The 26,160-nt window shown below is 62.7% G+C and carries 24 protein-coding genes; 9 read left to right on the top strand and 15 right to left on the bottom strand.

What is annotated here, in order from left to right; genetic code table 11:
* Positions 1-488: 488 nt before the first annotated feature.
* The 3 genes from ubiA to PWG15_RS02500 form a co-directional block, all read right to left on the bottom strand.
* The gene (gene ubiA / locus PWG15_RS02510) at positions 489-1,448 is read right to left on the bottom strand and encodes a 4-hydroxybenzoate octaprenyltransferase (protein WP_275022927.1); all 960 of its coding nucleotides are present in this window, start codon (positions 1,446-1,448) and stop codon (positions 489-491) included.
* A gap of 69 nt (positions 1,449-1,517) precedes the next feature.
* On the bottom strand, positions 1,518-2,324 hold the full coding sequence (locus PWG15_RS02505) for a MipA/OmpV family protein (RefSeq protein WP_275022926.1): 807 nt from the start codon (positions 2,322-2,324) through the stop codon (positions 1,518-1,520).
* 180 nt (positions 2,325-2,504) lie between these two features.
* Positions 2,505-3,320, bottom strand: coding sequence for an AraC family transcriptional regulator (locus PWG15_RS02500; protein WP_275022925.1), 816 nt, complete (start codon positions 3,318-3,320; stop codon positions 2,505-2,507).
* A gap of 110 nt (positions 3,321-3,430) precedes the next feature.
* On the opposite strand from PWG15_RS02500, the gene PWG15_RS02495 reads away from it, so the two are divergent.
* The 5 genes from PWG15_RS02495 (at position 3,431) to PWG15_RS02475 (ending at position 10,222) form a co-directional block, all read left to right on the top strand.
* Positions 3,431-4,627, top strand: coding sequence for an MFS transporter (locus PWG15_RS02495; protein WP_275022924.1), 1,197 nt, complete (start codon positions 3,431-3,433; stop codon positions 4,625-4,627).
* A 174-nt stretch (positions 4,628-4,801) separates the two neighbouring features.
* On the top strand, positions 4,802-5,842 hold the full coding sequence (locus PWG15_RS02490) for a polyamine ABC transporter substrate-binding protein (protein WP_275022922.1): 1,041 nt from the start codon (positions 4,802-4,804) through the stop codon (positions 5,840-5,842).
* Positions 5,839-8,208 carry a putative bifunctional diguanylate cyclase/phosphodiesterase gene (locus tag PWG15_RS02485; RefSeq protein WP_275022921.1) on the top strand — a complete coding sequence of 790 codons (2,370 nt, stop codon included), beginning with the start codon at positions 5,839-5,841 and terminating at the stop codon, positions 8,206-8,208. The genes PWG15_RS02490 and PWG15_RS02485 overlap by 4 nt, the downstream gene beginning before the upstream one ends.
* A 106-nt stretch (positions 8,209-8,314) precedes the next feature.
* The gene (gene purD / locus PWG15_RS02480; RefSeq protein ID WP_275022919.1) at positions 8,315-9,586 is read left to right on the top strand and encodes a phosphoribosylamine--glycine ligase; all 1,272 of its coding nucleotides are present in this window, start codon (positions 8,315-8,317) and stop codon (positions 9,584-9,586) included.
* 108 nt (positions 9,587-9,694) lie between these two features.
* Complete coding sequence (locus PWG15_RS02475) at positions 9,695-10,222, top strand: plant virulence effector HPE1-like domain-containing protein (protein WP_275022918.1); 528 nt, start codon at positions 9,695-9,697, stop codon at positions 10,220-10,222.
* A 114-nt stretch (positions 10,223-10,336) separates the two neighbouring features.
* On the opposite strand, the gene PWG15_RS02470 is transcribed toward PWG15_RS02475, so the two are convergent.
* The 6 genes from PWG15_RS02470 to PWG15_RS02445 all read right to left on the bottom strand — a co-directional run bounded on the left by PWG15_RS02470 (position 10,337) and on the right by PWG15_RS02445 (position 17,656).
* Entirely contained in the window at positions 10,337-10,840 is a 504-nt protein-coding gene (locus tag PWG15_RS02470; RefSeq protein WP_275022917.1) for a 2-thiouracil desulfurase family protein, read from the bottom strand.
* Positions 10,841-10,905: 65 nt separating this feature from the next.
* Positions 10,906-11,286, bottom strand: a complete 381-nt coding sequence (locus PWG15_RS02465; protein WP_275022916.1) for a cupin domain-containing protein — start codon at positions 11,284-11,286, stop codon at positions 10,906-10,908.
* Positions 11,287-11,406: 120 nt separating this feature from the next.
* A complete protein-coding gene (glyS, locus tag PWG15_RS02460; protein WP_275022914.1) occupies positions 11,407-13,572 on the bottom strand; it encodes a glycine--tRNA ligase subunit beta in 2,166 nt (721 codons plus the stop codon).
* 110 nt (positions 13,573-13,682) lie between these two features.
* Positions 13,683-15,623 carry a DUF2207 domain-containing protein gene (locus PWG15_RS02455; RefSeq protein ID WP_275024485.1) on the bottom strand — a complete coding sequence of 647 codons (1,941 nt, stop codon included), beginning with the start codon at positions 15,621-15,623 and terminating at the stop codon, positions 13,683-13,685.
* Between the two features lie 124 nt (positions 15,624-15,747).
* Positions 15,748-17,019 (bottom strand): 3-phosphoshikimate 1-carboxyvinyltransferase, encoded by a 1,272-nt coding sequence (gene aroA, locus PWG15_RS02450; protein WP_275022913.1) that lies wholly within the window; start codon positions 17,017-17,019, stop codon positions 15,748-15,750.
* 88 nt (positions 17,020-17,107) lie between these two features.
* The gene (locus PWG15_RS02445) at positions 17,108-17,656 is read right to left on the bottom strand and encodes a LemA family protein (RefSeq protein WP_275022912.1); all 549 of its coding nucleotides are present in this window, start codon (positions 17,654-17,656) and stop codon (positions 17,108-17,110) included.
* Positions 17,657-17,910: 254 nt separating this feature from the next.
* Between PWG15_RS02445 and PWG15_RS02440 the strand changes: the two genes are divergently transcribed.
* On the top strand, positions 17,911-18,108 hold the full coding sequence (locus PWG15_RS02440; protein ID WP_275022911.1) for a hypothetical protein: 198 nt from the start codon (positions 17,911-17,913) through the stop codon (positions 18,106-18,108).
* Here the strand turns inward: PWG15_RS02440 and PWG15_RS02435 are convergent, their stop codons facing one another.
* The 6 genes from PWG15_RS02435 to PWG15_RS02410 form a co-directional block, all read right to left on the bottom strand.
* Positions 18,109-18,660 (bottom strand): AAA family ATPase, encoded by a 552-nt coding sequence (locus PWG15_RS02435; RefSeq protein WP_275022910.1) that lies wholly within the window; start codon positions 18,658-18,660, stop codon positions 18,109-18,111. It lies immediately after the preceding gene.
* Positions 18,657-19,613, bottom strand: a complete 957-nt coding sequence (locus PWG15_RS02430; protein WP_275022909.1) for a glycine--tRNA ligase subunit alpha — start codon at positions 19,611-19,613, stop codon at positions 18,657-18,659. Before PWG15_RS02430 ends, PWG15_RS02435 begins: the two co-directional genes overlap by 4 nt.
* A gap of 126 nt (positions 19,614-19,739) precedes the next feature.
* Positions 19,740-19,931, bottom strand: a complete 192-nt coding sequence (locus PWG15_RS02425) for a hypothetical protein (RefSeq protein WP_275022908.1) — start codon at positions 19,929-19,931, stop codon at positions 19,740-19,742.
* Positions 19,932-20,062: 131 nt separating this feature from the next.
* Positions 20,063-20,929: a S49 family peptidase gene (locus PWG15_RS02420; protein WP_275022907.1), complete on the bottom strand. Its 867-nt coding sequence runs from the start codon at positions 20,927-20,929 to the stop codon at positions 20,063-20,065.
* Between the two features lie 151 nt (positions 20,930-21,080).
* Positions 21,081-21,854, bottom strand: coding sequence for a tRNA1(Val) (adenine(37)-N6)-methyltransferase (locus tag PWG15_RS02415; protein WP_275022906.1), 774 nt, complete (start codon positions 21,852-21,854; stop codon positions 21,081-21,083).
* Between the two features lie 40 nt (positions 21,855-21,894).
* Entirely contained in the window at positions 21,895-22,116 is a 222-nt protein-coding gene (locus tag PWG15_RS02410) for a putative signal transducing protein (protein ID WP_057250796.1), read from the bottom strand.
* Between the two features lie 107 nt (positions 22,117-22,223).
* Here PWG15_RS02410 and PWG15_RS02405 point away from each other — a divergent pair, with 107 nt between their 5' ends.
* The 3 genes from PWG15_RS02405 to PWG15_RS02395 all read left to right on the top strand — a co-directional run bounded on the left by PWG15_RS02405 (position 22,224) and on the right by PWG15_RS02395 (position 26,160).
* On the top strand, positions 22,224-23,240 hold the full coding sequence (locus PWG15_RS02405) for a polyprenyl synthetase family protein (protein ID WP_275022905.1): 1,017 nt from the start codon (positions 22,224-22,226) through the stop codon (positions 23,238-23,240).
* A 162-nt stretch (positions 23,241-23,402) separates the two neighbouring features.
* Positions 23,403-25,238: a tetratricopeptide repeat protein gene (locus PWG15_RS02400; RefSeq protein WP_275022904.1), complete on the top strand. Its 1,836-nt coding sequence runs from the start codon at positions 23,403-23,405 to the stop codon at positions 25,236-25,238.
* Between the two features lie 7 nt (positions 25,239-25,245).
* The gene (locus tag PWG15_RS02395; protein ID WP_275022903.1) at positions 25,246-26,160 is read left to right on the top strand and encodes a 4-(cytidine 5'-diphospho)-2-C-methyl-D-erythritol kinase; all 915 of its coding nucleotides are present in this window, start codon (positions 25,246-25,248) and stop codon (positions 26,158-26,160) included.

Here is a 26,160-nt window from a genome sequence, read left to right as displayed (position 1 = left end):
CAGCCGGCCGTTCCCTGCGGCCGGCTGTTGTCGTTCGATTTCCGTGCTGCCGATTTTGGGCTGCCGATTTTGAGATGCCGTTGCGCACGGCAAGCCACTTCACAGGGTTTTCTGGGATTGCTTCAGATGTTCCCACGGAAACAGCTCCGTCGCCTTCTTCGTGCCATATCGGGTTCATAGCCAAGATCACGAAAGAAGGAGAAACCCGATGCGCAAGCATATCGCCGCCGCCGTTGCCGTCATCCTGTCCAGCTTCCGTGCGCGTCATGAGGCGAAGGAGCGCAAGGCCGCCCGCGAGATCAGCTGGGCATGAAGCTTTTACGGCCCGCCACTACAGCGCCGCGCATCTTATCTGACGCGCAAAGGTCGTTGTAGCACTTTCGAGGCTGCATGTTTTTACCCTTAAATCGGCTAGGATTTTAGGAAACATGCAGAAGCGGGACGGACCAGATGCATGAAGAGGATCCTCCGCCGCGACGGAGGATTTTTCATATCAGGCGTACCAGAAACGCCAGTACCAGGCCGACAAAGATGATCAGGCCGACAACACCGTTGAACTTGAACAGCGCCAGGCACTGCACCGGATCGTGGATGTTCAGCACCAGGATCTGATAGGTCAGCATCGCCGCCGCAATCAGAAGTCCGATATAGGCAATTGCGCCGGCACCGGCGGCCACGAAGGACAGCAGCAGCAACAGTGTCGCAATGCCATAAAGGCCGATCAGCCACGGCCGTGGATTGTCGCCGAACCGCCTTGCCGTCGAACGCACGCCGATCAGCTCGTCGTCCTCTCTGTCCTGGTAGGCGTAGATCGTGTCATAGCCGATCGTCCAGGCAATCGCCGCACCGTAAAGCAGCACGGCAGCCAGCGACAGCGTACCGAATTCGGCCGCCCAGCCCATCAGCGCGCCCCAGGAGAAGGCTAGCCCCAGGAAGAATTGCGGCCAATCGGTAAACCGTTTGGCGAAGGGATAGATTGCGACGATCGCAAGCGACAGGATGCCGAGTACGATCGAGAAGGTGTTGAACTGCAGCAGCACGACCAGGCCGACGAGCGCCTGCAGCACCATGAACACCTTCGCCTGAAGACGCGAAATGCGCCCCGACGGCAACGGCCGCGAGCGGGTGCGCGCAACCTCCATATCGATGTCGTGGTCGACAATGTCGTTGTAGGTGCAGCCGGCGCCGCGCATGGCGATCGCGCCCACCGTGAACAGGAAGCAATGGTACAAGAAGCGGCCGAACGAGAAGGCTTCGGTGCCTGCCGCTGCGCCCGTAGCCAACGCCACGGACCAGAGGCAGGGCAGCAGCAGCAATTGCCAGCCGATCGGACGGTCCCAACGGGCAAGCTGCGCATGGGGCCAGAGCGCGCGCGGCAGTGCGCGATAAACCCAATTGTTGGACGGCGCGTCGTGGACGCGGCCGGAATCGGCGGGGAACGTGTTCATCCCCCTGTTTGACGCCGCAGGTCCGACCGGTCAAGCGGCGAGATCGCCGCAGCGCCGGACCAGCGGGTGTCAAGGAAGGGTGAAGTCGAAACGGTAGGTCGCCGACAGGCCGACCAGGACCTGGTTTCGGCTGCCGCGCTCTTGAACGAGGCTGGAATCGGCGGCAGGGCCAAGCAGGCGCCGATACTCGGCATAGGCACTCGTTTCGAGCTTCTCCGTTGCCTGCCAGGTGATCGCGGCGCCGACGCCGGCGGACCCGACGCCGCCATGCGGATAATACTTGGCGAGGCCGGATGCGGCAGACTCGCGGTCGTTCACGCCATAATAGGCGCCGTAGTAGGCGCTGGTGGCAGCGGTCACGCGCGGACCGCCGGAGATGCGGACATTGCTGCTGACATCGGTGAAGGCGTCAGCCGCGACGTCGGCGACGACGCCATGGTGACTGCGAATGCCCTGGCGGACTTCGGCGCGCACCCGCAGCCAGTCCGTCGGATAGACCTCTGCAAAGCCGCCGATTTCACCGCCGAACTTGATCGGATCGAGACCCTTCAGGTCACTGGACGTGCCGGCGTCGCGCTCGAAGATCAGCTTGCCGACGAGACCCGCACGATAACTTCCCTGGTCGACCAGCGCGTAGGACATGTTGTCGTTGCGCGAGGAGAAGCGAACCGAGCTGCCGGCCTTGCCGAGCGAGATCAGGGGTGCTGCCTGGAACATGCGCTTGGAGGCGCCTTCATACTTCGGACCGAGGAAGCCGGTGGCTCCCACCTTCAGATACCAGTCACCGGACCAGAAATACTGGCCGTCGCCGGCAGAGACGGCGTTCGCCGATAGCAAAAGGGTTCCAGAAAGGAGGACAAGAGAACGGATACGCAAGAAACAACTCCGGAAGAATCATTCGCCGGGGCGAAGTTTTGACCGTGCCGACAGGCCGAGGGAGGGAGGGAGGGAGGTGGACTGGAACGGCACGGGGCGAGTTATTGCGGCTTGTTCCTACGATTCCGTTAACCAGGTCAATTCAACGTTCCTTTGCCATAGCCGGCCAACCGGCGCCGATTACTGCCCAAGATATGTCCTGAGATAGACGCTCGGCGGGCTGCCGAGCATGCGGCGGAACATGGTGGTGAAGGCGGCCACATTTTCATAGCCGGCATCGAGCGCCACATTGGTGATCGGCTCGCCATCGGCCAGGAACGGCAAGGAGGCAAAGATACAGGCCTGTTGGCGCCAGGTGACGAAGCTGACACCCGTCTCCTTGCGGAAGAACCGCGTGAACGATCGCCGGCTGAGGCCCATCCGTTCCGCCCACTGGTCGATGCTTGCCGCAGCCGACGGCGCCTGCAGGAACTGCCGGCAAAGGGCTGCTAGTTTCTCGTCGCGCGGATACGGCAAGCCGAGCGGGCGCTCCTGCAGCCGGCCGATTTCCTCCAGCAAAAGATCCGTGACCAGTTGTTCACGCCGCTCCGACATCGTCTCGTTCTCGATACTGACGAGCGCATCCACCAGGCTGCCGGCCAGCGGATTGATCTCCATGACCATCGGCCGCTCGGCGCGCAGAAGGTCCGGCGCGAAATAGATCGAGTGCATGCGCACGTCGCTGATCATCTCGGCCGAGTGCTCCATGCCAGCGGGGATCAGCAGGGCATGGCCGGGCGGCACCATCCACCGCCCGCGTTCGGTGCGCATCAGCACGACGCCGCCGCGCGCCCACCAGAGCTGCGTGCGCGTATGGCTGTGGAACGGAACCAGAAGGCCGGCGCTGTAGTCTCGTCCCAGTGCGAGCACCGGCGCGTTTCCAGTCTCGACCCAATCGAGATTCCGGAAGTGATCGGCATCGGGAAGCTGCGGCAAGGGAAATCGGCGGATCGGCATTTGGCCCACTCACGAAAGAAATCGACCACATCACAAAAGCAGGCCAATCGCAACCTCAGTACAGATAGCCCACGCCGCATACAACCTTCGAGACGGCAAGGATTCACCCCATGTCTACCGTGACCTCAACTTCCGGGATCTCCCCGGAGAAGACCGCTTTCTCCGTCATCCTGGCTGTCAGCTTCTGCCATATGCTGAACGACATCATGCAGTCGCTGCTGACCGCGCTCTATCCGCTGCTCAAGGCGAACTACTCGCTCGATTTCGTGCAGATCGGCCTCCTGACCTTTACCTTCCAGCTGACGGCGTCGATGCTGCAGCCGGCTGTCGGCATCATCACCGACCGCTGGGCGCTGCCCTATTCGCTGCCGCTCGCCATGCTTTCGACCTGCAGCGGCCTGATCCTGCTGGCAAACGCGAATGATTTCTGGGTCCTTCTGGTGGCGGCGAGCCTGATCGGTGTCGGTTCGGCGATCTTCCATCCGGAATCCTCGCGCATCGCCCGTCTCGCCTCCGGCGGACGCCACGGATTGGCGCAATCGCTGTTCCAGGTGGGCGGCAATGCCGGCAGCGCCATGGGTCCGCTGCTGGCCGCTTTCATCGTCATTCCCTTCGGCCAGGGAAGCCTCAGCTGGTTCTCGATCGTCGCGATCATCGGCTTCTTCGTGCTCTCCTGGGTCAGCACCTGGTATGTGCGCCATCGCCGCACGACGATGAGCCGGGCAGCGCCCAGCCGCACCCTTCCCCTGCCGAAAGGGCGGGTCATGTGGGCGGTCGCCGTGCTCGTGCTGCTGACGGCCACCAAAAACGTCTACATGGCGAGCATCTCCAGCTACTTCACCTTCTTCGTGATCGAGAAGTTCGGCATCGACGTGCAGCAGGCGCAGCTCATGCTGTTCCTCTTCCTCGGCGCGGCCGCGGCCGGAACCTTCCTTGGCGGTCCGATCGGCGACCGTTACGGCGCCCGCTTCGTGATCTGGTTCTCGATCCTCGGCGTCATCCCCTTCGCCTTGCTGCTGCCCTATGCGAACCTCTTCTGGACCGGCGTCCTGTCGGTCATCATCGGCCTGATCTTCTCCTCGGCATTCTCGGCGATCGTCGTCTTCGCGCAGGAGCTGGTACCGGGTCGGGTGGGGCTGATCGCCGGCGTCTTCTTCGGCTTCGCCTTCGGTTTCGGCGGCATGGGCGCGGCCGTGCTCGGCATCTTCGCCGACCGGCAGGGCATCGAATTCGTCTACACCATCTGCTCCTATCTTCCGCTGCTTGGCATCCTCACGATCCTGCTGCCGAAGATCCCTGCAAGATAGGGCTGTTTTGCGCCGAAATCGCTTTCGTTTTCACCGGGCGCCGTTATGCGGCGCCCGGCTTTCGTTTCCGCCGCAAGCAGCACTCGACACCCCACTATTCGTCGCAGCCCTACGTAATCATTCATCAATTTTTGCGCGCTACGGTCGTCTGACGGGCTTGGGTAGGGGTATTCAATGCAGGGGCGAACGGCGATTCCGGCCTTTCTGGCGACGTTGCTCTTCGCAACGGCGGCACCGGCCGAGACCCTGAACCTGCTAATCTGGGAATCCTACATCGACCAGAAGATCCTCGACCGCTGGACGTCGATAACCGGCGTCGCGGTGCACCAGGTCTATTACGATAGCGGCGACACCCGCGACGAGGTGCTGGCAGATCCGAACAGCCGCGTCGACCTGGTGGTAACCGGCGAGAACAGCGCCGCCCTTTTCGGGCGCAAGGGCGTGCTCGAAAAGCTCGACGAGACCAACGTCGCCTCGCTCCGGGACTATGACGAAAGCTGGCGCAAGCGCTGCGCGGGCAGCGGCCTTCCCTATCTCTGGGGCACGATGGGCATTCTTTATCGTTCAGACGTCGTATCGGAGGCGCCGACCTCCTGGCAGGAGCTCATGCGCCCTGCCCCGGCGCTCGCCAAGCATGTCGCCATGTACGACGACCACAATGAGGCCTTCGTCGCGCCGCTGATGCTGCTCGGTCAATCGATCAACACCAACGACAGCGCGACTCTGAAGGCCGCCTTCGGTCTCATGAAGGAACAGGCGCCTTCGGTGCTCACCTACGAATATATCATCAGCGCGATCCAGAACCCGACGGTCAGCAAGGAAATCTACATGGCGCTGGGCTATAGCGGCGACCAGCACGTGCTGAACGACAAGGCCGCTACGCCTGGTGTCTGGCGCTACGCCGTTCCCAAGGAAGGCACGCTTTCCTGGCTCGACTGCATGTCTGTGGTCGCCAAATCCCCGAACAAGGACCGGGCGCTGGCTCTTCTCGATTATCTCGGCTCGCCTGGCAGTGCTGCCGCGAACGCGCTGGCGCTCAACATGCCGACGGCAAGCCGGGCGGCCTATGCCCTTCTGCCGGAAGAAGTTCGCGGCGACCCCGCGATCTACCCCTCACCCGACATCCTGGCCAAGAGCCAGTACCAGCAGGAACTGTCCACAGAGTCGGTGCAATTGCGCCGGCGCATCATCAGCACATTGGCGAACTTCCAGTGAACCTCGGCAAACGCGCGCTCATCCTGATCTTCCCCGTCGTTCTCGCTGGCTACCTGCTGGCCGCAGTCTCGGTCCACGTCACCCAGAGCCGTTCCATTCGCGCGCTCGAGCACGCCAAGCTGTCGCAACGTCTCGAACATGCAGCCGCCGTGTTCCAGAACGAGATCGGCCGCAGCAAGGGCTTCCTCAATGCGCTCCTGAACGGCAACTCGCTGCGCCAGTATGTGTCCGAAACGGATGAGAATTACCGCGCCAATGCGCTCGGTGTCAGGCTGCAGGAAAGCCTCAAATCGCTCCTGGACGACCCGACGGGCTACGTGTCGCTGGCGCTGCTGACTTCCGATCTGAAGACGGACTACTATTTCGAGAACAGCTTTGACCCCTTCGCCCAGATCGACGAGGCCCAGCTCAACCTCGCCCGCCGCTTGATCCGCGACGACAAACTCGCCGACTGGACCTATCTTTACGAAGCAGGACAAAGACCACGTATCGTCTATTCCTTCTTCCTCGATCCGGTTGCCTTCAGCCGGCCGCTGCCGAGCAAGAAATCGAACGCTTTGCTCGTGCAGGTCGCGATCCAGCCGGACCGTTTCCTCGACATGCAGCAGGCGTTGAAGAAGGAGTACGGCTCCGACATCGTGCTCCAGCCCTGGCCGTTGGCGATTACCGAAGATCTTTCTGCCAGCGTTCATCTCGGGCCTTCGCTCTATGCCACGCTCACGGTTTCGAGCGAGCATTTCGATGCGCTGATGGCGCGGCAGAAATTCCTGCTGGCGCTCGGTGCCGTCGCGATGAGCCTGTTCTCGATCTGGCTGATCATCGTGCTGATCCGCCGCTTCATTACCGATCCGATCGCATCCCTCGACGCCAATGTGATGGCGGTGATGGTCGGTGCGCGCGACGAAATCCGCGACATGGAGGAGAAGGGCGAGATCGGGCGGCTGACGGAAAATATCCGCGAATTGCACCGGCAGTCGGTGCAATCGCTGAAACTCGTGCAACGCAGTTCCTGGACAGATACCCTGACCGGGATCAGCAACCGCGGCCATTTCAATGCGCTTGCTGCCGGCGCCGTGCGCGAGGCGATTGCCGCCGGCGAGAAGTGCAGTCTGCTGTTCATCGACATCGACAACTTCAAGTTCGTCAACGACAAGCATGGCCACGAGATCGGCGACGAGCTTTTGAAGACGCTGGCCGTCCGCATCGGCGAGCGTGTCGACGCGATCACCGAGCGTCGCGGCCAGAAGCCGGCCATTCTCGCCCGTCTCTCCGGCGACGAATTTGCCGTGTTCGTGCGGTCGCGACCCGGCGACGGAACGGTCCGGGAAATCTCCGCGGCCATTCTGGGGCTTTTCGAGGACGGCTTCGAAGTCTCCGACAAACGCTACCCGGTAACGGCAAGCATCGGCGCGGCGATCTGCCCGGATGATGCGACCAACCTTGCCGAGCTGATTTCGAACGCCGACGCCGCGATGTATCAGGCAAAGACCAGCGGCAAGAACCGTTCCGCCCGCTTCTCTCGTGCGCTTCACGACAAGCGCACGCGGCTGCGCCAGATCCAGGACGAACTGCGCTCGCTTGATCCGGACGAACAGTTCCATCTCGTCTACATGCCGATGGTCGACACCGAAGGTCGCGTCACCGGCTGCGAGGCGCTGTTGCGGTGGTATTCGCCCGTCCTCGGCAATGTTACCCCAGACGAATTCGTCCCGATCGCCGAAAGCTCCGGCCTCTTTACCAAGATCGACTGGTGGGTGATCAACCAGGCGATGTCCGATTGCGGACAGCTCAAGGCACTCTTCGGCCCGGAAACCGTGCTGGCGATCAACATCTCCTCGGCCGAACTGCATTCCAAGGCGATTGCCGATCATTTCTCCGAGTGCCTCGAGCGGCATGGGCTCGAGGCACGGTCGATCGAAATCGAACTGACCGAAACCTTCGCCGTCAAATTCAGCGACCAGCTTCGCCGCAACATCGACGCCTTGCGTCAGAAGGGCTTCCGCCTTTCGATCGACGATTTCGGCGCCGGCTACACCTCCGTGCAGCAGATCATCGAATACACGGCCGACACCATCAAGCTCGACCGGGCGCTGGTGTCGAACCTAACCGCGTCGCAGTCACTGCCGGTGCTGAAAGCGTTGATCGCGCTTTGCCACGCCAAGGACGTTGCGGTCGTCGGCGAAGGCATCGACACGCCGGAGAAACTCTCGATGCTGACGGCAGCCGGCTGCGACCTGTTTCAGGGCTACCTCATCAGCAAGCCGCTGCCGATCGAGGATCTCGGCATCTGGGCCCTGACACGCACCGCTCGCTACGCACACGACGAAGGGCTGGACGACGTTCAAAGCCGGCAGGCCATTGCCTGAACGGTCGCGATTGCGGGAATCGCTGCCCGGAGTCCCATTTTCCCTTGACCTTGCCGCCCCGCCGTCCTAACCGCAGCGCAGCAATTTCAGGATATCGGGGGCTGCAATGAAGGTTCTTCTGATCGGATCGGGTGGGCGCGAGCACGCCCTTGCATGGAAGATCGCGCAGTCTCCCAAACTGACGAAGCTCTATGCGGCCCCGGGCAATCCCGGGATCGCCGAGGAAGCTGATATCGTTGCGCTCGACACGGAAGATCATGCGGCGGTCGCCGCCTTCTGCCACAAGGAAGTGATCGACTTCGCCGTGGTCGGTCCCGAAGGCCCGTTGGTCGCCGGTCTGGCCGACGTCCTGCGCGCAGCCGGCATCGCTGTCTTCGGCCCCTCTGCCGCCGCCGCTCAGCTTGAAGGCTCCAAGGGCTTCACCAAGGATCTTTGCGCCCGCTACGACATCCCGACCGGTGCCTATGGTCGTTTCGGCGATGCCGAAAGCGCCAAGGCCTATGTACGCGAGCAGGGCGCGCCGATCGTCATCAAGGCCGATGGCCTTGCTGCCGGCAAGGGTGTGACCGTTGCGATGACCCTCGATGAAGCGCTCGCCGCCGTCGACGATTGTTTTGCCGGCGCCTTTGGGGCAGCCGGCGCGGAAGTGGTGGTCGAGGCCTATCTCGATGGTGAGGAAGCAAGCTTCTTCTGCCTCTGCGACGGCAAGACGGCGCTGGCGCTCGCCTCCGCCCAGGACCACAAGCGGGTCGGCGACGGCGACACCGGGCCGAACACCGGCGGCATGGGCGCCTATTCGCCCGCCCCGGTCATGACCTCTGATATGATCGAGCGCACGATGAAGGAAATCATCGAGCCGACGATGCGCGGCATGGCCGAAAGCGGCCATCCCTTCTCCGGCGTCTTCTTCGCCGGCCTGATGATCACCGCCAAGGGACCGGAACTCATCGAATACAACGTCCGCTTCGGCGACCCGGAATGCCAGGTGCTGATGATGCGGATGAAGAGCGATCTGCTGCCGCTGCTCTATGCCGCAGCGACCGGCACGCTCGCCGGCATGGCCGCGGAATGGCGCGACGAGACGGCGCTGACCGTCGTCATGGCGTCCAAGGGCTATCCGGGCAGCTACGCCAAGAATACGCCGATCGACGCCCTGCCCGCAGCCTCCGAAACCACCAAGGTGTTTCATGCCGGCACAGCGATGAAGGATGGCGCCCTGGTCGCGACCGGCGGCCGCGTCCTCAACATTACCGCAACGGGCGAAAATGCCGGCACGGCCAAGGACAGGGCCTATGCGGCCGTCTCGGCCGTTTCCTGGGAAAATGGCTTCTACCGGCACGATATCGGCTGGCGCGCGGTTGCACGCGAGAAAGCGTGATCCGGAACAGAACCGCGTTCCAGGATCATTCTATTTTTACCAATTCTCCTGACGGGAAAGTAAGGGAGGGCGCATATTCTCGCCGCTAACAATTGCGGGAGAAAGCGTATGCGCCTGTTGCTGATCACCACCGTCCTTGGCCTTGCCGCCGGCAACGCAGCGGCATCGTCGATCGAGGCGCTCGCGTCCGGCACGACCGACAACGCCAGCGTTGCCACGGTCTCTTGCGCCGCGTGCCCGCCGCTTCAATCGAAGAAGAAGGTGACCTATGTGGTGCCGACGATCGCTGCAGGCGACGAAACGATCGAGCTCAAGAAGATCAACGGCGAGATGAAGATGGTGCGCACCGAGGCCTGGCTCGGTGGCTCACCGGTTGTTTTCGTCAGCAAGCCCTCGCAGGAGATCATCAAGGCCGCCGCCGCCGACGGCGATGCCTCGCCGACAGTCGTCGTCTCGACGAACACCGACGACCAGAACCCGGTCGCGGACGACGCGAAATTGATCGCGATCGACCAGACCGCAAAGACCGCCGCGGTCACGCCGATCGGCGCCTCCATGGGCGGCGCGGCTGCACAGCCAACCAAAGACGGCTCACAGCAATTTGATCCGTCTACCCTCGAACTTCGGTTAGACTGATCTCCTATCGGGAAAGTTCCCTGCCCCGCTCAGCCGTCCCCTGCATACAAGGCTGACGGGCGTTTCGCTGCACAGCGAGAGATTGCGCCCCTGAGAGAAGCAGGGGCGTAATCTTTATTGAGGGCCTTCCAATTCTTCGATCCGCGCGACCAGCGCGTCGATCTGCCTGTCCGAATAGACTTCGATGCCATTGCCGGCGAGCAAGGCTGCCGTCACCCCCTCGCCCGGATGACGCGCGCCGGAAAAGCTTCCGTCATAGACGAAACCGGATCCGCAGGACGGACTTCCGTCGATCAGCAGGGCGAAGTGACAGCCGGTTTCCCTCGCAAGCGAAAGCGCGTTTTCGGCGGCTCGTACGAAACCTTCGGTAACATCGCGGCCGTTGATCTCCACCACCCTCGCGCTGCCTGCCAGAACGTCGTTGCCGACGGCGCCGCCGGCGATCTCTGCCGGCGGGCGCGGTACCGGCATGCCGGCAGACATTTCCAGGCAGATGGTCACGAGGCGGCCTTCGGCGCGCCAGCGTTCGATCGCCGGATGAACGAGCGGCTTCGACTGGCCGTCGTAGCGTACGGCATGGCCCATGAGGCAGGCGCTGACGAGGATTTTTGCGGGCATGCGCCCCTCCTACTCCGAGGTCTCGCTCCCTTCAAGCATGATCGTGACGCCGGCAGCCGCGCGCCTCAGATCCAGCGATCGTTTTCCGCAGTGCGTTCGCCACCTTCATGGCCGGTATTGAGAGTGCCGCGCGGTTCGATCAGCAGCATCTTCACCTCGCGTTCCGCACAGGGCTTGTGTTCGATGCCCTTCGGCACGACGTACATTTCTCCTGGTCCAAGCGTCACCGAGCCATCGCGGAAATCGATGCGCAGCGAACCTTCAAGTACGATGAAGGCCTCATCGGTATCCTTGTGATCGTGCCAGATGAAGTCGCCTTCGATGCGCACGATCTTGAACTGGTAGTCGTTGAGTTCGGCAATGACGCGCGGTTGCCACTGGTCGCTGAAGAGCGAGAGCTTTTCGGCGAAATTGATCGGCTTGTGGGTCTTCGTCGCGGTATCCATCGGCTGTCTCCATCTTGATGATGGAGACAGGATATAGGGCGCACGCTCGCAACCAGCTTGAACGTTTGTGCGTGAGGAACGGCCGATGCCGCCAGCGAACCGGCGGCAAGCATCTCTGTCTTAGCCCGCAATCTTTGAGAAATCGGCAACCGTGCCGGTTGCCGAACGGATCAGGCCAAGCAGTGCCAGGCGGTTCGCACGGATCGCGGCATCGTCGTCATTGACAAGAACATCGTTGAAGAACTGGTCGACCGGCTGGCGCAGCTTGGCCAGCGCTTCCATCGCCGAGCGGAAGTCTTCCTTGGCGATAGCGTTGCGCGCTTCGCCCGAGCCGACCTCGACGGCCTGGTGCAGGGCCTTTTCGGCGTCGAGACGGAAAAGGCCGGCATCGACAGCGTCGGCGACGGTCGTTCCCTTCTTCTCTTCGGCGGCGAGGATCTGGGTGGCGCGCTTGGTGCCGGCGAGGAGGTTGCGGCCCTCCTCGTCGGTGATGAAGGCCGTCAGCGCCTCGACGCGGCGGGCAATCATCAATAGGTCGTCGGCATCGGGCGTTACCACCGCGTCGATCAGGTCGTGACGGGCGCCGAGATCGCGCAGATAGACCTTGAGGCGATCATGGAAGAAGGAAAGCAGATCGGCGGAAACGTCGTCCGCCAGGGCTGGCTTCTGTGCGCGCAGAGCAACGAGCGCGGCTTCGAAGGCCGGGAGCAGTGCCAGGCGCGCCTTGCCTTCCAGGATCAGCCGGATGACACCGAGCGCCGCGCGGCGAAGCGCGTAAGGGTCTTTGGAGCCGGTCGGCTTTTCGTCGATCGCCCAGAAGCCGACCAGCGTGTCGAGCTTGTCGGCAAGCGCCACCGTTACCGCCACCGGATCGGTCGGTACGCGGTCGGACGGGCCCTGCGGCTTGTAGTGATCCTCGAGTGCATCGGCGACAGCCTGCTCCTCACCCTGAAGCAGCGCGTATTTGTGACCCATGATGCCCTGAAGCTCGGGGAATTCGCCAACAGCCTCGGTGCGCAGATCAGCCTTGGCCAGCACCGCGGCACGATCGACGAGCTTCTGGTCGGCACCGGTGACCTTGGCAAGTTCTCCTGCCAGCGCCCGGATGCGGGCGACGCGCTCGCCCTGCGTGCCGAGCTTGGCGTGGAACGTGACGTTCAGCGCGTCGAGCTTGGCCATGCGCTGGTCGAGCGGCTTATCGAGATCCAGAGCGAACTTCTTTGCGGAAGCTTCGAGCGTCTCGAGATCGGGCAGGTTGCCCTGGTCGCGGTGCCAGAAATGGGCGGCGTCCGAAAGGCGCGCACGCACGACCTTGCCATTGCCGTGCACGATCTCCTTGCCACCGTCCTTCGCCTCGATGTTCGAGACGAGGATGAACTTGTTGGAAAGAGTCTCGGCGCCCGGAGCGCGGGTAACGAAGCACTTCTGGTTGGTCTTGATGGTCAGTCGGATGATTTCCGAGGGAATTTGGAGATAGGCATCTTCGAAGCTGCCCATCAGCACCTGCGGCCATTCGACGAGGCCGGAAACCTCGTCGAGGAGCCCCTCGTCCTCGACGAGCTCCAGGCCATTGGCAAAGGCGACGTTGCGTGCATCGGCAAGGATCATCTCCTTGCGGCGCTCGCCATCGAGAACGACCTTCGCCTTTTCGAGCTTTTCAGCATAGTCGGCAAAGCGGCGAACCGTAATCGCCTCCGGCGCGTGGAAGCGATGACCGTAGGTGACGTTCGAGGCGACGATGCCGTCGACTTCGAACGGGATCACATGGGTTTCCTCGGTTTCCGAGCCGAAGGTGCAGACGATCGACTGCAGCGGGCGGACCCAGCGAAGCGCACCGGGCTTTGCCGACGCCACGCCGGAGCGCATCGGCTTCGGCCAGGGGAAGTTGCGGATGATGCCCGGCATCGCCTCGGCGATGATCTCTTCGGCCGGACGGCCCGGCTTGACGATATGGGCGACGTAGAAATCGCCCTTCTTCGGATCGTTGTGGACATGCGCCTCGCTGATCGAGGCGAGGCCGGCGCCGCGCAGGAAACCTTCGATCGCCTTCTCGTTGGCGTCGGTGCGCGGGCCCTTGCGCTCTTCGCGGATATCGGCGGAGCGGGCGTTGAGGCCACGGATATCGAGCGTCAACCGGCGCGGCGTCCAGTATTCGCGCGCCCCCTCATAGGTCAAGCCCGCCTCGACCAGAGCATCTGTCAGCAGCTTCTTGAGGTCGCCGGCCGCCTTGCGCTGCAGGCGGGCAGGAATTTCCTCGGAGCGGAGTTCGATAAGAAGATCGGGCATGGGAGCGACTTTTTCTGTTCCTGACGGTTGCGGCGGACTTAGCAATCTCTGGCAAGATTGTCACCAAGCGCTGCGATGAATTTGGCTTTCTATGCGCGACCGCGGCCGATTCACCAACCACCGCCGCCGCCACCACCACCGCCGCCGCCGGAGAAGCCGCCTCCGGTCGAAAACCCTGACGATGACGATTTGGGCGGGGGCGGCAGGGAAGAGGTCATCGTCTCGGCCATCGAACCGGCAAATCCGCCGATACGATCGCCGAAGGTGCTCGAGCCGAAACTGTCGCCGTGATACCAGCCCGGCTGATAGGCAGCCGCGGCCGCCGCTCCCGCTGCAGCCGCAAGCAACCAGCGATCGAAGGTCGCCGTCCAGGGCTTTTCGACGCCGAGTGCCACGGCATAGGGGAGCAGCGTCTCGAAATGCCGGGGTGACATCTCGGGCGCACCCTGCATGTTCATCCGGTCCTTCTCCGCAAGCGTCATGTATTGGCGGAGCCCGTCGATGCCATCCATCATCCGCGTTCCGAGCGGCGTCGGCGCGCCCATCAGGAAGAAGAACAGGACATTGACCAGCACGATCGCGCCGATCACGAACAGCAACGGAAGCTCGTCCGTCTCGGCCGCCGAATAGAAGACGGCGGCGAGGATCGCCGAGAAGATCGTGAAGGCGACGAAGCCGATGAAGGCGACCACCACGATCGACATGATCCGGCTCATCAGGCTCTTCTCGCGGCGAAGCGACTTGCCGAAGGAGACCGCGAGGATCGAGACGAAGAAGGCGATGAAAACGGGAACGATCACCAGCGGAAGGCTGTCCTCGCTGAGATCACCGAAGATGAACACCGCCGCGACTGCCAGCACAGACAGGATGGCGCCGGCAACGATGTAGCCACTGTTGGCGTGGTAGTACTTGCCGCGGTGCTCGCGCTCCATGGCATTGCGGAAATCAGCGCCGGTCGCCTGAACCCGTGTGCCATGAGCGCGGTCGATGGTGAGCTTGCCACCGGCGGCGTTGACCGCCTTCATGACAGCCGCCTCACCCGTCGGCAGCTTTTCGCCGCCCCTGCTGCCGGTCGCGGCAATGACGATGGCGTTCTTCAGGTCTTCGAGCACCACATGGCCCTTGACCGCGAGGTTCAGTGCCGCTGCCGAAAGCGCCGTCCAGCCTTCGCCGGAGAAACCCTTGTTGTCGATGTAGTTTACCAGTGCCGGCGAAATCCCATCCGGCGGATCCCAGCGCGGCACCATGACGCCGCGGTCCGGGTCGCGCCCTACCCGCAGCCAGGCCTGGCTATAGTAAAGAAGCACGACGGCAAGTCCGGCTCCGGCGATGACGAGCGCGAGGTGATCGCGCAGCCACCAGGCGTTCTCCTGGTTGGAGGTCGGTCGGTCGATGCTGCCCTTCGGCATCTTGATGGCGATGGTCAGCCCTTCTCGCGGGTCGAGGCGGCGGGTGGTGGCGAAAAAGATCTCGCTGCCGTCCCGCGACGCGCGGGCGTCCTTGCCGGTCGCGCCATAGCCACCGGTGAAGTAATCAAGCGCTTCGGCCCTCACGCCCTCCGGCAGCGTCACGGTGGCGCTTGCCTCGTCGATCGGGAAGTCCCATTCGGTGCCGGTGACGTTCCAATAGAGTTCGTCGTGGTCGTCGAAGAAGCGGATCTGACGGCCGGTCTCATAGGTGAACTGGAAGGTGTGCTCGCCTGGCTCCAGAAAAACCTCGGCCGAACCGGTATAGATGCGGATCCCGCCGCTGATAGATTCAGTGCGGTAAGGCTCTTCCTCGCCGTCGCGCTCGACCGAAAGCAGCTTGAAGTCCACCTTGCTGCGCTTGCCCTTCGCATCGGTGAAGGTCAAGGGCAGGTCGCGATAGATGCCGCGGCGGATCTTGTTGCCCTCGACCGTCGCGGTGATCGTCTCGGTCACCGTCATCGTGCCGTCCTTGGCGAAATCGATGACGGAGCGATAGGCGGAGAAGACCTCCTCCGCCCGCCCGATGCCCGCCGTCGCCAGCAAAAGAACCAGAACGGTGAATGCGGCAGCGAGACGAGCCATGCGGATCAAGCTTTCTTCCGGTGGAGGATCAAGTTCCGGTTGAGGGTCAAAGCGCGGCGATTTGATAGGTTAGAGCGGGATGCGGGCGGAAAACCGCATACGCTTTTCCTCATCCCGCTCTCGATCATGGCCGGTCGCCGGTGAATTCGACGCCGAGGGATGCAAGCGCGTCCCAATAGGCCGGGTAGGTTTTTGCGACGCAGCCGGGATCCTCGATGGTGATGCCGTGGATCTTCAGGCCGGCAAGCGCAAAGCTCATGGCGATGCGATGATCGGCGAAGGTGTCAATCGAGGCTGGCAGGGTCTGGCCGACAAGGCCCGGATCGGAGGAGACGATCAGATCGTCACCTTCCTCATGTGCGAGGCCGGGACGGATAGCGGTCAGGCCCAGCGACAGCGCGCGCACGCGATCGCATTCCTTGACCCGCAGGTTGGCAAGACCGACGAAACGAACCGGCGTGTTGTTGAAGGCGGCAAGCACCGCGATCGTCGGGATCGCGTCCTGCATCTGCGAGCCATCAATGACAGCGGGCAGATTCGGGAAGCTTGCGATTACCGCATGGGCGCGCGCATCGGGCTGCGAGAAAGCCGTTGCCGGAACGCCGAGATCGATGGCGCCGCCGGTCAGAACTTCCGCCGCCCAGAGGTAGGTGGCAGCCGAAGCGTCCGGCTCGATGACATAGTCGGCAGCTTTGTAGCCGGTCGGGGCAACCTGCCAGACCGACGGGCTCACCTGCTCGACTTCGGCACCGAAGGCGCGCATGGCGGCAACCGTCAGGTCGATGTAACCGCGTGCGCCGATTTCGTCGCCGGCAAGCTCGATGCTGACCGGCCCCTTCGCGCCAGGTGCCGCCATCAGCAACGCCGAAACGTATTGGCTGGACAGACCGGCGTCGATGACGACACGGCCGGCCAGGAAGCCGCCCGTGCCCTTAACGGTGACCGGCGGGCAGCCGGTTTCGGCGGTAACCTCGACACCGAGGGTGCCGAGTGCCTCGACCAGCGGCTTGATCGGCCGCTTGCGCATGTGCTGGTCGCCATCGACGACAACGGTGCCATCGACAAGGGCCGCCGCCGCCGTCAGGAAGCGCGTCGCCGTTCCGGCATTGCCGAGGAACAAGGGTGCGGCGGGCGGGAGCAGCTTGCCCGTGCTGGTGACGACGAAGGTCGTATCATCCGGCTCGCTGACCTCGACACCCATCGCGCGCAACGCTTCCGCCATGTAGCGCGTATCGTCACTCTTCAGCGCGCCCGTCAACCGGCTCGTGCCTTTCGCAAGGCCGGCCAGCAGCAGTGCGCGGTTGGTGATCGACTTCGAGCCCGGCGGGCGGACATTGCCGCGGAGCGGGTGATCGGTCGGCAGGATGGTCAGCTTCTTCATGCTATCGGTGGTCATCGAATGAGGTCTCTTGATGCGAAGGGCGCCGCGGCGGGAGCCCGCGGCGTGGAGGGTTTGCAGCGATCGGGATCGCGACGGGGAATGGTCAGAACTTGACCTGCGGCACCGCGCGATCAGCTTCGTTGGTGATCTCGAAATAGCCGGCCTTGACGAAGCGGAAGGCGTTGGCGATCAGGTTCGACGGGAAGCTTTCGACCTTGACGTTGAGGTCGCGGGCAGCACCGTTGTAATAGCGGCGCGACATCTGGATCTCGCCCTCGATCGCCTCCAGCGAGCGCTGCAGTTCGGCGAAATTCTCGTTGGCCTTCAGATCCGGATAGGCCTCGGCAAGCGCGAACAATTTGCCGAGCGCTTGAGAGAGCGCACCTTCCGCCTGGGCGCGTCCCTCGACGTCGCCCGCCGGCACCGCCTGCGCCCGGTTGCGCATGGCGATCACCTCTTCGAACGTCGATTTTTCGTGCGCGGCGTAACCCTTCACCGTCTCGATCAGGTTGGGGATGAGATCGGCGCGGCGCTTCAACTGCACGTCGATGCCGGACCAGGCTTCCTCGGCGATCTGCCGCGCCTTGACCAGGCCGTTATAGACGAAAACCAGATACAGGATCACGACGACGGCGATTGCCAGACCGATCATAGGGTACCCTCCAAAATTGCCCGGCAGAGATTAGCACCGGCTTTCAAGCTGCAAAGGCCTTTCTAGCGCAATTTCGCGGAGAAACGCACTCCTCCCCAACTGTCGCTACGAACCGAGAAGATGCGCATGTCTCTCTCGTGAACACAGTGTTCGCGCGCAGCATCCAATCCCTGTTCCAATGGGAACGGCAGCATTGCTGACCTTCAGCCATATTCCGATCCAGAGAGCAACTCCTGGAAGACGAAGCTAAGGTCATGAAAACGTTCGCAACCCTCATCAACGCAATCGCCTTCACGGCGCTTTTCGTTGCCTATGCGAACGTCTCCATCGCAGGGGAAAAGCCCGTCGGTGTTCGTCGCGCCCTCCAGACCTATGCGGGCCAGATCTATACAGGCGCGTATCCGACGCTCGACCAGGCCAACACAGCCGCCGTCATCGTCAAGGTTCTTTGATCAAGCAAGGATGCCGTCAGCGATTAGATCGGCCGCCTCATTGGCGCCAAGCCTCGTCACATCGATCTCGATAACCGCATCACCATTACCCCGCAGCAATCGGTGTTTGGCTCTAAGGTCAAGAAGGATCGCGGGATCGGTGAGCTTGTGTTGCTTTGACCGTCCGGCCCGTGTCAGCCGCTTCAGATTTTCCTCGACATCGCAATCCATGACGACGGCGACGAAGCGGGCGCCGCGTCGTCGCGCGAGTTCGGCACAATCCTGGAAGGCGCGCGCGTCGGCTGCGTCATCCGAGAGCGCATCGGTGAAGACGAAAGATTGTTCGGCCGACGCCTTCACCAGATGCTCGAAAACGCTCTCGCGGATCGCGGCGCGCAACGAGCGATAAAGCGGATTGCCGCGCTCAAACAGCGCCTCTGCCGGATTGATCAGCGTGTGATTGTCGGCCAATCGCGCGCCGAGCCTCTCGGCCAGATGGCGCGCGATCGTCAGCTTGCCCGAGCCCGGCCAGCCGTTGATGTGAACGACAAGGCTCGGGGCTTGCTCGGTCAAGCGGCATCCTGGTTGAGGTTGGCGCCGCCCGCGTCGGTCAGGAGGAAGGCCTCGCCGCAAGCCTTTGCCAGCGTGCGGACGCGCAGGATATAGCTCTGGCGTTCGGTAACCGAGATCACGCCGCGGGCATCGAGCAGGTTGAACACATGGCTCGCCTTGATGCACTGGTCATAGGCGGGGAATACGCACTTGTGCAGGCGGTTGTTGCTGTGGTCGCCCGGTGCGCCGGCTGCCAGCAACGCCTGGCACTCGGCCTCCGCATCGATGAAGTGCTGATGCAGCACGGCGGTGTTGGCGTATTCGAAATTGTAACGCGAATATTCCTGCTCGGCCTGCAGGAAGACGTCACCATAGCTGATCTTATCCGCACCTTCGCGGCCGTTGAAGTTCAGATCGTAGACGTTGTCGACGCCCTGGACGTACATGGCGAGACGCTCGAGACCATAGGTCAGTTCACCGGAGACCGGCGAGCATTCGATGCCGCAAACCTGCTGGAAATAGGTGAACTGCGACACTTCCATGCCGTCGCACCAGCATTCCCAGCCGAGGCCCCAGGCGCCGAGTGTCGGGCTTTCCCAATCGTCCTCGACGAAACGGATGTCGTGCAGCAGCGGATCGAGGCCGATCGCCTCGAGCGAGCCGAGATAGAGCTCCTGCAGGTTGGACGGGTTCGGCTTCAGGAGCACCTGGTACTGATAGTAGTGCTGAAGGCGGTTGGGGTTTTCGCCATAGCGGCCGTCCGTCGGGCGGCGTGACGGCTGCACATAGGCTGCGCGCCAGGGGCGCGGACCAAGCGCGCGCAGGGTCGTTGCCGGGTGGAAGGTGCCGGCGCCCACTTCCATGTCGTAGGGCTGCAGGACGGCACAACCCTTGTCGGCCCAGTAGTTGTGCAAAGTCAGGATCAGGGCCTGAAACGAGCGCTTCGGGTTCATATGATCGGGCAGAGTGGTCATGGATCGCGTCCGGATTTCTTCTAAAAATTGAGCCGGACAGGTGCCACGCCTGATGTCGAGGGTCAAGCAACTACAGCGCCGGCCCGCCATTTAGACACTCCGGAGCTTCCGCGCCCTTCGATCTCTCTATTCGTCTTCGCGTTTCAGCCTGTACTCACCGGTTTCCGGATCCTGGACCAGCGTGCCTTGCGCCCCCGTCCGCTCCTCGCGGCGGGTCTGTTCACGCTGGCGCGTCAACTTCTGCGCATCGGCAACGAACTTGCGATAGCCGAGCCAGAAGATGAAACCTGCAATCAAGAGCAGGATGAGTTGCGGCATTTTTCCTCCAAGGACATCACGCGCGAGCTGAGGCGCTTCCGATCAAAATACAGTCGTGGACGCCCTATCTCATTGTCTTGCGCAGTTCCGGACGCGAAACGGCTTTGCGCTTTCGCCGGAATTGCTTGGGCTCAAAGCCCGAACCGCGCCCACAATGCCCTTTCCTCGATTGCTTCGGCAAGACCCGCCGCGGCCGACGCCGCCAAGGGCTCGACGATGGCGCCGGCAACGGCCGCGCCAGCTTGCCGGCGGCCGAAAAGGCTGCGCACCGGCTGGATGAGTTCGAGCCGCGCCTTGTCGCCGTAGCGCTTCTTCACCTCGCCGCGCAGATCGCCGAGACCGTCGATAAGCCCCAGCTCCAGCCCGCGTCGGCCAGTCCAGAAAAGCCCGGAAAAGATTTCCGGATCGTCGGCCAGCATCTGCCCGCGACGGGCCTTCACCATCTGGATGAAGGTATCATGGATGTCCAGCTGCAGGTTCTTCAGAAACGCGATGTCGTTTTCCTTTTCCGGCTGGAACGGATCGAGCATCACCTTGTTTTCACCGGCGGTATAGACGCGTCGTTCGACGCCGATCTTCTTCAGCAGTTCCGGAAAGCCGAAACCGCCGGACACGACACCGATCGAGCCGACGATCGAGGTCGGATCAGCGATGATCTCGTCGCCGGCAAGCGCAATCATGTAGCCACCAGACGCTGCGACGTCCTCGACGAAGATCAGGACGCGCTTCTTCTTCTCCTGGGCGAGATCCCGGATGCGCTGGTAGATCAGGCGCGACTGCACTGGGGAGCCGCCGGGCGAATTGACGGAGATCGCGACAGCAGGCGCTTCCTTTATGGCAAAGGCCTTTTCCAGGAGCGGTGCCGCGGTTGCCAGGTTGAGCGCCGGCCGAAATTGCCCGCCACCGGCCATGATCGCGCCGTGAAGCCGGACAACGGGGACCGTCACGCCTTCCTTGCGAAATCGCCTCGGCAACAACCGTCTCAGGAACGCCTTCATTTCAACTCCTGCCTACTGGATCACCTTGGAGCGGGATGAGGGTGGAAGATCGCATCGCACTTTTCCTGACGCCGCTCCGATGGCCAAGTGTATTGGCCCATCCATGGCATGTATGCACTGCCACGACAAACGCAATGCCGCATACGGTAAATCAGCGGCGACGATAGGCGGCGCGACCATTGTTGAGGTCGTCGACATGATCGGCGAAACGATGCCCCTCCTCGTGCATGACGAGCGGTGCGCGCAACACCAGCCGCTTGCGGCTCTGCTTGATCGCCGTCACCAGGATGCGCACGGCATTTTCGCCGACGCGCGGATGCAGCGCCGTAATCTCGATGCCGCCGAAGCGGCGGCCGCAGGCGGCGATGATCTCGGCGATCGATTCCGGCCGCGCGATCAGCGACAGTTGCCCACCCGGCTTCATGATCGCACCGGCCGTTTTCACCCAGACCTCGAAGAGCCCGTCGCTCATCGCATGGGCCTCGGCCTTGAGGCTGTCCGGCGTCTTGCGGTCGGAAGCATCGTTGAAGGGCGGGTTCATGATCACGTGGTCGAAGCTGTCATCCGCCAGACCCGCCGCGACACGCGCCTTGCCGGCAAGCGCGACGTCAGCCTGAAGCAGCGAGACCCGCGAGGCAAAGCGGGCATTTTCGGCGAGTTCCAGGCTGCGGCGGGCATAGTTCGCCATGATCGGCGAGCGCTCCACCAGCACCACTTCCGCGCCTTCGATCCGGGACGCAACAGCCATGCCGGCGGCACCCGCACCAGCGCCGAGGTCGGCGATGCGGCACGGGCGATCCGACGAGACGAGCGATGCCAAGAGCATTGCGTCCATGCCGGAGCGATGCCCCTGCCCCAGCGGCTGAACGACATGGAACTTGCCGCGATGGAAGGCATCGACGGTTTCGGTTGTTGCAGAAGCCATTACGCCTGCACCTGCGGCATCCCCGGTTTGCGTGCCACCTTCACGACCGCAACTCCGCCTCAAGCCCGGCGTCTATCAGTATCCGCCTTGCGGCTTCCGCGTCTTCATCCGCGACCAGAAAACGGCGGGGCAGCAGGCCAAGCGAGCCTTCCAGAATGCTCATGCCCTGATCGGCAATGAGGCTTGCGATGCCGGCGTCCTTCATCAGGCTCTCGGCAAAGGAGAGCACGACGGCATCGTTGGTACGGATCAATTCCTTCATCCGGCGGTTTTTCCTGTCCTATTTCAGCAAGCGGGACAATTCGCCTCTTGCCGCACGGGACACCCCTTCCTATTGTCGAAAGCGACAATGAAAACAGGAGTCCCGGTGTGGGCGTAGTGATACCGCTGGAAGACAGCAAAAACAAACAGGCGTCCGTTAAGCCGCTCGTCGACCTGACAGCGCCGGACATGGAGCGCGTCAACCAGCTCATCCTGTCGAAGGCCGGCTCCGACGTTCAGATGATTCCCGAGGTCGCCAACCACCTGATTTCTTCCGGCGGCAAACGGCTGCGTCCGATGCTGACGCTCGCCTCTGCCTCGATGTTCGGTTACGAGGGCGACGCCCACGTAAAGCTCGCAACCAGCGTCGAGTTCATGCACACCGCGACGCTCTTGCACGACGACGTGGTCGACGAAAGCGACCTTCGTCGCGGCAAATCCACCGCGCGCACGATCTGGGGCAACCAGGCGAGCGTTCTGGTCGGCGACTTCCTGCTCGGCCAGGCCTTCCGCATGATGGTCGACGTCGGCTCGCTTGATGCGCTCGACGTTCTGTCGACGGCTGCTTCGGTCATCGCCGAAGGCGAAGTGCTGCAGCTTTCCGTCGCCAAGAACATGGAGACGACGGAAGACGACTATCTCCAGGTCATCCGCGCCAAGACCGCGGCGCTCTTTGCGGCCGCGTCCGAGGTCGGCCCGATCGTCGCCCAGACCAGCAAGTCCGACCGCAATGCGCTGAAATCCTATGGCATGAACCTCGGCCTCGCCTTCCAGCTCGTCGACGACGTGCTCGACTATGGCGGCTCGTCGAGCGATCTCGGCAAGAATGTCGGTGACGACTTCCGCGAAGGAAAGATCACGCTTCCGGTAATCCTGTCCTACCGCCGCGGAACGGCGGAAGACCGAGCCTTCTGGCGCGAGGCGATCGAAGGCGGCGACAGCAGCGACCAGAACCTCGACAAGGCGCTCGGGCTGATCAAGCGCTACGGCGGCCTCAGCGACACCATCGCGCGCGCCCAGCATTACGGCACGATTGCCCGCGATGCGCTGGCACCACTGCCGGCGTCACCCTGGAAATCGGCGCTCACTGAAGTGATCGACTTCTGCATCGATCGGGTAAGCTGACGGAACCTCGACCGTACCGGGACGAACGACAGGAATTTCTTGCCGCATTGCGCCAAAAAAGCCATTCTGTTCCTCAAGAGTTGTGCTGGGCTATATGTGGCTGACTCCGAAAACAACCCTCAGTGGTGCGCAAGGCCGAGCAATCGGCACGAAAGGTTTGACATGCGGCAAATGACGATCCTCCGCCTCCTCAGCGGCGCAGCACTGCTGGCTCTCGCCGCAGTCAGCGGCAGCCACCAGGCCTTCGCGGAAGACAAGGCCGCCGCCGTCGAGGAAAGCGAACCCTTTGACATCAAATCGGTGAACACTTTTGCTGGCGCGTTCCTCGCTGCCCGTACCGCCGATACGGATCGCGACTTCGCGTCCGCCACCGAGCTCTACAAGATCGCGCTGCAGTTCGAACCAAACAACAACGACGTCAAGCAGCGGCTGATGATCACCCTGCTGATGGCCGGCCAGTTCGACGAAGGCGCCAAGATTGCCGAGCAACTGAAGTCCGACCCAGCCGTCGAGCGCATCACCACCGTGATCCGCGCGATCGAAGCGATCAGCAAGCGCGAATATCGCAACGCACAGAAGCTCCTCAACTACCAGGGCCCGAACGATCTCGACCGGCTGATGAACGGCCTGCTTTCCGCCTGGGCGAAATTCGGCCAGGGCAAACCGAAGGAAGCTCTCGCCGAGGTCAACGGCCTCGAAGGGCCCGACTGGTTCCGCGTGTTCAAGAACTATCATGCCGGCGCAATCGCGGTTGCCGCTGGTGACAAGCAAACGGCACGGACGAGACTGAACGACGCCATTCTTGATCGCGAGGGCGGAAGCGCTGCTCCCGACACCTTCATGCGTGCGGTGGAAGCGCTCGCCCGTTTCGAGGCACGCGAAAACAACAAGCAGAAGGCGCTCGACACCATCGCCGTCGGCGAGAACATGGTCAACAACTACACGCCGCTGCAGGCGTTGAGGACCGAGATCGAGAACGGTGTTCCGCAGGAACAGCAGGTCAAGAACGCCAGCCAGGGTGCTGCGGCTGTGCTTTTCTCGATTGGTGCTGCGCTCAATCGCGATGGCGCCGAGGATATCGTCTCGCTCTATCTGCAGACCGCCCGCCGGCTCGACCCCGACAGCGCCGACATCCTGGTGATGCTCGGCGGCATCGCCGAAAACCTGAAGAAGCCGGACGAGGCGATCGAACTCTACAAGGCTATCCCCGAGACCTCGCCGATGCGGCGCGTGTCTGAACTGCAACTCGGCTTGAGCCTGGCCAGCATTGGCAAGGTCGATGAAGCGAAGAAGCACCTGAAGGCGCTGATCGACGTCGATCCGAAGAACATCCGCAACTATCTCGCCTATGGCAGTGTGCTTTCCGATGCCAAGGACTACAAGGAGATGGGTACGCTTTACGACAAGGCCGTCGAACAGATCGGACCGGTGCCGAAGCGCGGCGACTGGACGGTGTTTTTCCAGCGCGGCATTGCGTACGAGCGCCAGAAGCTTTGGGACAAGGCCGAACCGAACTTCAAGAAGGCGCTGGAACTCAACCCGGACCAGCCGCAGGTTCTGAACTATCTCGGCTATTCCTGGGTCGACATGAACATCAATCTCGACGAAGGCCTCGAGATGATCCGCAAGGCGGTCGAACTGAAGCCCGACGATGGCTACATCGTCGATTCGCTTGGCTGGGCGTATTTCCGCATGAACCGCTTCGACGATGCGGTGGTGGAGCTGGAAAAGGCAGCCGAACTGATGGCCGGCGACCCGACGATCAACGATCACCTCGGTGACGCCTACTGGCGGGTTGGCCGCAAGCTCGAAGCGGTGTTCCAATGGACGCAGACGCTCGAGTTGAAGCCGGAGGAAGCCGAGATCCCGAAGATCAAGGCGAAGATCGAAAATGGTCTGCCGCCGCTGAAGGAAGAGGTTCCAGCCTCTGCCGACGCCAAGGAAACGGCGCCGAAGAAGGTAACACCGGAAGCACCGGCGCCGGACAAGAAGTCCTGATCGATCAATGATCGAGGACGGAATTGCGGGCTTCGCGCTGACGCGCGCAGCACCCGCAAAGATCAATCTGGCGCTCCACGTCGTCGGCCAGCGGGCCGACGGCCACCATCTTCTCGAAAGCCTCGTCACCTTCGCCGATCGCGGCGACCGTATAGGCTTTGCATCGGCAGACGCTGATCGCTTCACCGTATCGGGGCCTTTTTCCGCCGAACTGCCAATGGATGCCAGCGCTGAGGGCGGCAATCTGGTCCTGAAGGCCCGAGATATCCTGCGTGCGGAACTGCGTGCGCGCGATCCCGCCGCCGCCGGCCCTGTTCACCTGCATCTCGAAAAGAACCTGCCCCTCGCCTCCGGCATCGGCGGCGGCTCTGCTGACGCCGCGGCAACGCTGCTTGGGCTTCTCGAACTTTGGCACGCCGCGATCGAACCCTCTCGCCTCGATGCGATGGCACTGGCGCTCGGCGCCGACGTGCCGATGTGCCTCGCCGGCATTTCCCTTGTGGCCAAAGGCATCGGCGAGAACATCACGCCGCTCGACGATCTTCCGTCCATGCCTCTCGTGCTCGTCAATCCGCTCGTTGCCGTCTCGACGCCGGTGGTCTTTCGGACGCTTGCGAACAAGACCAATCCGCCGCTCGCTCTGCCGCAGGATCGGGGAACGATCGACTCCTGGCTGGCGGCCATGGCGGCGATGCGCAACGATCTGCAGCCGCCGGCAGAGCAGCTGCAGCCGGTGATCCGCGACGTCTGCGAAGCGCTGACGGGAGCAGGCGCGATGCTGGTGCGGATGTCAGGCTCAGGCGCAACCTGCTTCGGCATCTTCGACAACCGTGAGCATGCGGCTGCGACAGCGCGTACTCTTTCGGGGACGCAGCCCGGCTGGTACGTTCTCGCCTGCAACACGACAGGAAGAGGCAATTAG

Source organism: Ensifer adhaerens, assembly GCF_028993555.1.
GTDB classification, from domain to species: domain Bacteria; phylum Pseudomonadota; class Alphaproteobacteria; order Rhizobiales; family Rhizobiaceae; genus Ensifer; species Ensifer adhaerens_I.
This window is presented reverse-complemented; position numbering and strand designations above follow the sequence as displayed.

Excerpts from the sequence above, each read along its gene's own strand:
- ubiA (WP_275022927.1), bottom strand. The coding sequence starts at position 1,448 with ATGAACACGTTCCCCGCCGATTCCGGCCGCGTCCACGACGCGCCGTCC.
- PWG15_RS02500 (WP_275022925.1), bottom strand. The coding sequence starts at position 3,320 with ATGCCGATCCGCCGATTTCCCTTGCCGCAGCTTCCCGATGCCGATCAC.
- PWG15_RS02495 (WP_275022924.1), top strand. The coding sequence starts at position 3,431 with ATGTCTACCGTGACCTCAACTTCCGGGATCTCCCCGGAGAAGACCGCT.
- PWG15_RS02490 (WP_275022922.1), top strand. The coding sequence starts at position 4,802 with ATGCAGGGGCGAACGGCGATTCCGGCCTTTCTGGCGACGTTGCTCTTC.
- purD (WP_275022919.1), top strand. The coding sequence starts at position 8,315 with ATGAAGGTTCTTCTGATCGGATCGGGTGGGCGCGAGCACGCCCTTGCA.
- PWG15_RS02475 (WP_275022918.1), top strand. The coding sequence starts at position 9,695 with ATGCGCCTGTTGCTGATCACCACCGTCCTTGGCCTTGCCGCCGGCAAC.
- PWG15_RS02470 (WP_275022917.1), bottom strand. The coding sequence starts at position 10,840 with ATGCCCGCAAAAATCCTCGTCAGCGCCTGCCTCATGGGCCATGCCGTA.
- PWG15_RS02465 (WP_275022916.1), bottom strand. The coding sequence starts at position 11,286 with ATGGATACCGCGACGAAGACCCACAAGCCGATCAATTTCGCCGAAAAG.
- glyS (WP_275022914.1), bottom strand. The coding sequence starts at position 13,572 with ATGCCCGATCTTCTTATCGAACTCCGCTCCGAGGAAATTCCTGCCCGC.
- PWG15_RS02455 (WP_275024485.1), bottom strand. The coding sequence starts at position 15,623 with ATGGCTCGTCTCGCTGCCGCATTCACCGTTCTGGTTCTTTTGCTGGCG.
- aroA (WP_275022913.1), bottom strand. The coding sequence starts at position 17,019 with ATGACCACCGATAGCATGAAGAAGCTGACCATCCTGCCGACCGATCAC.
- PWG15_RS02445 (WP_275022912.1), bottom strand. The coding sequence starts at position 17,656 with ATGATCGGTCTGGCAATCGCCGTCGTCGTGATCCTGTATCTGGTTTTC.
- PWG15_RS02440 (WP_275022911.1), top strand. The coding sequence starts at position 17,911 with ATGAAAACGTTCGCAACCCTCATCAACGCAATCGCCTTCACGGCGCTT.
- PWG15_RS02430 (WP_275022909.1), bottom strand. The coding sequence starts at position 19,613 with ATGACCACTCTGCCCGATCATATGAACCCGAAGCGCTCGTTTCAGGCC.
- PWG15_RS02425 (WP_275022908.1), bottom strand. The coding sequence starts at position 19,931 with ATGCCGCAACTCATCCTGCTCTTGATTGCAGGTTTCATCTTCTGGCTC.
- PWG15_RS02420 (WP_275022907.1), bottom strand. The coding sequence starts at position 20,929 with ATGAAGGCGTTCCTGAGACGGTTGTTGCCGAGGCGATTTCGCAAGGAA.
- PWG15_RS02415 (WP_275022906.1), bottom strand. The coding sequence starts at position 21,854 with ATGGCTTCTGCAACAACCGAAACCGTCGATGCCTTCCATCGCGGCAAG.
- PWG15_RS02410 (WP_057250796.1), bottom strand. The coding sequence starts at position 22,116 with ATGAAGGAATTGATCCGTACCAACGATGCCGTCGTGCTCTCCTTTGCC.
- PWG15_RS02400 (WP_275022904.1), top strand. The coding sequence starts at position 23,403 with ATGCGGCAAATGACGATCCTCCGCCTCCTCAGCGGCGCAGCACTGCTG.
- PWG15_RS02395 (WP_275022903.1), top strand. The coding sequence starts at position 25,246 with ATGATCGAGGACGGAATTGCGGGCTTCGCGCTGACGCGCGCAGCACCC.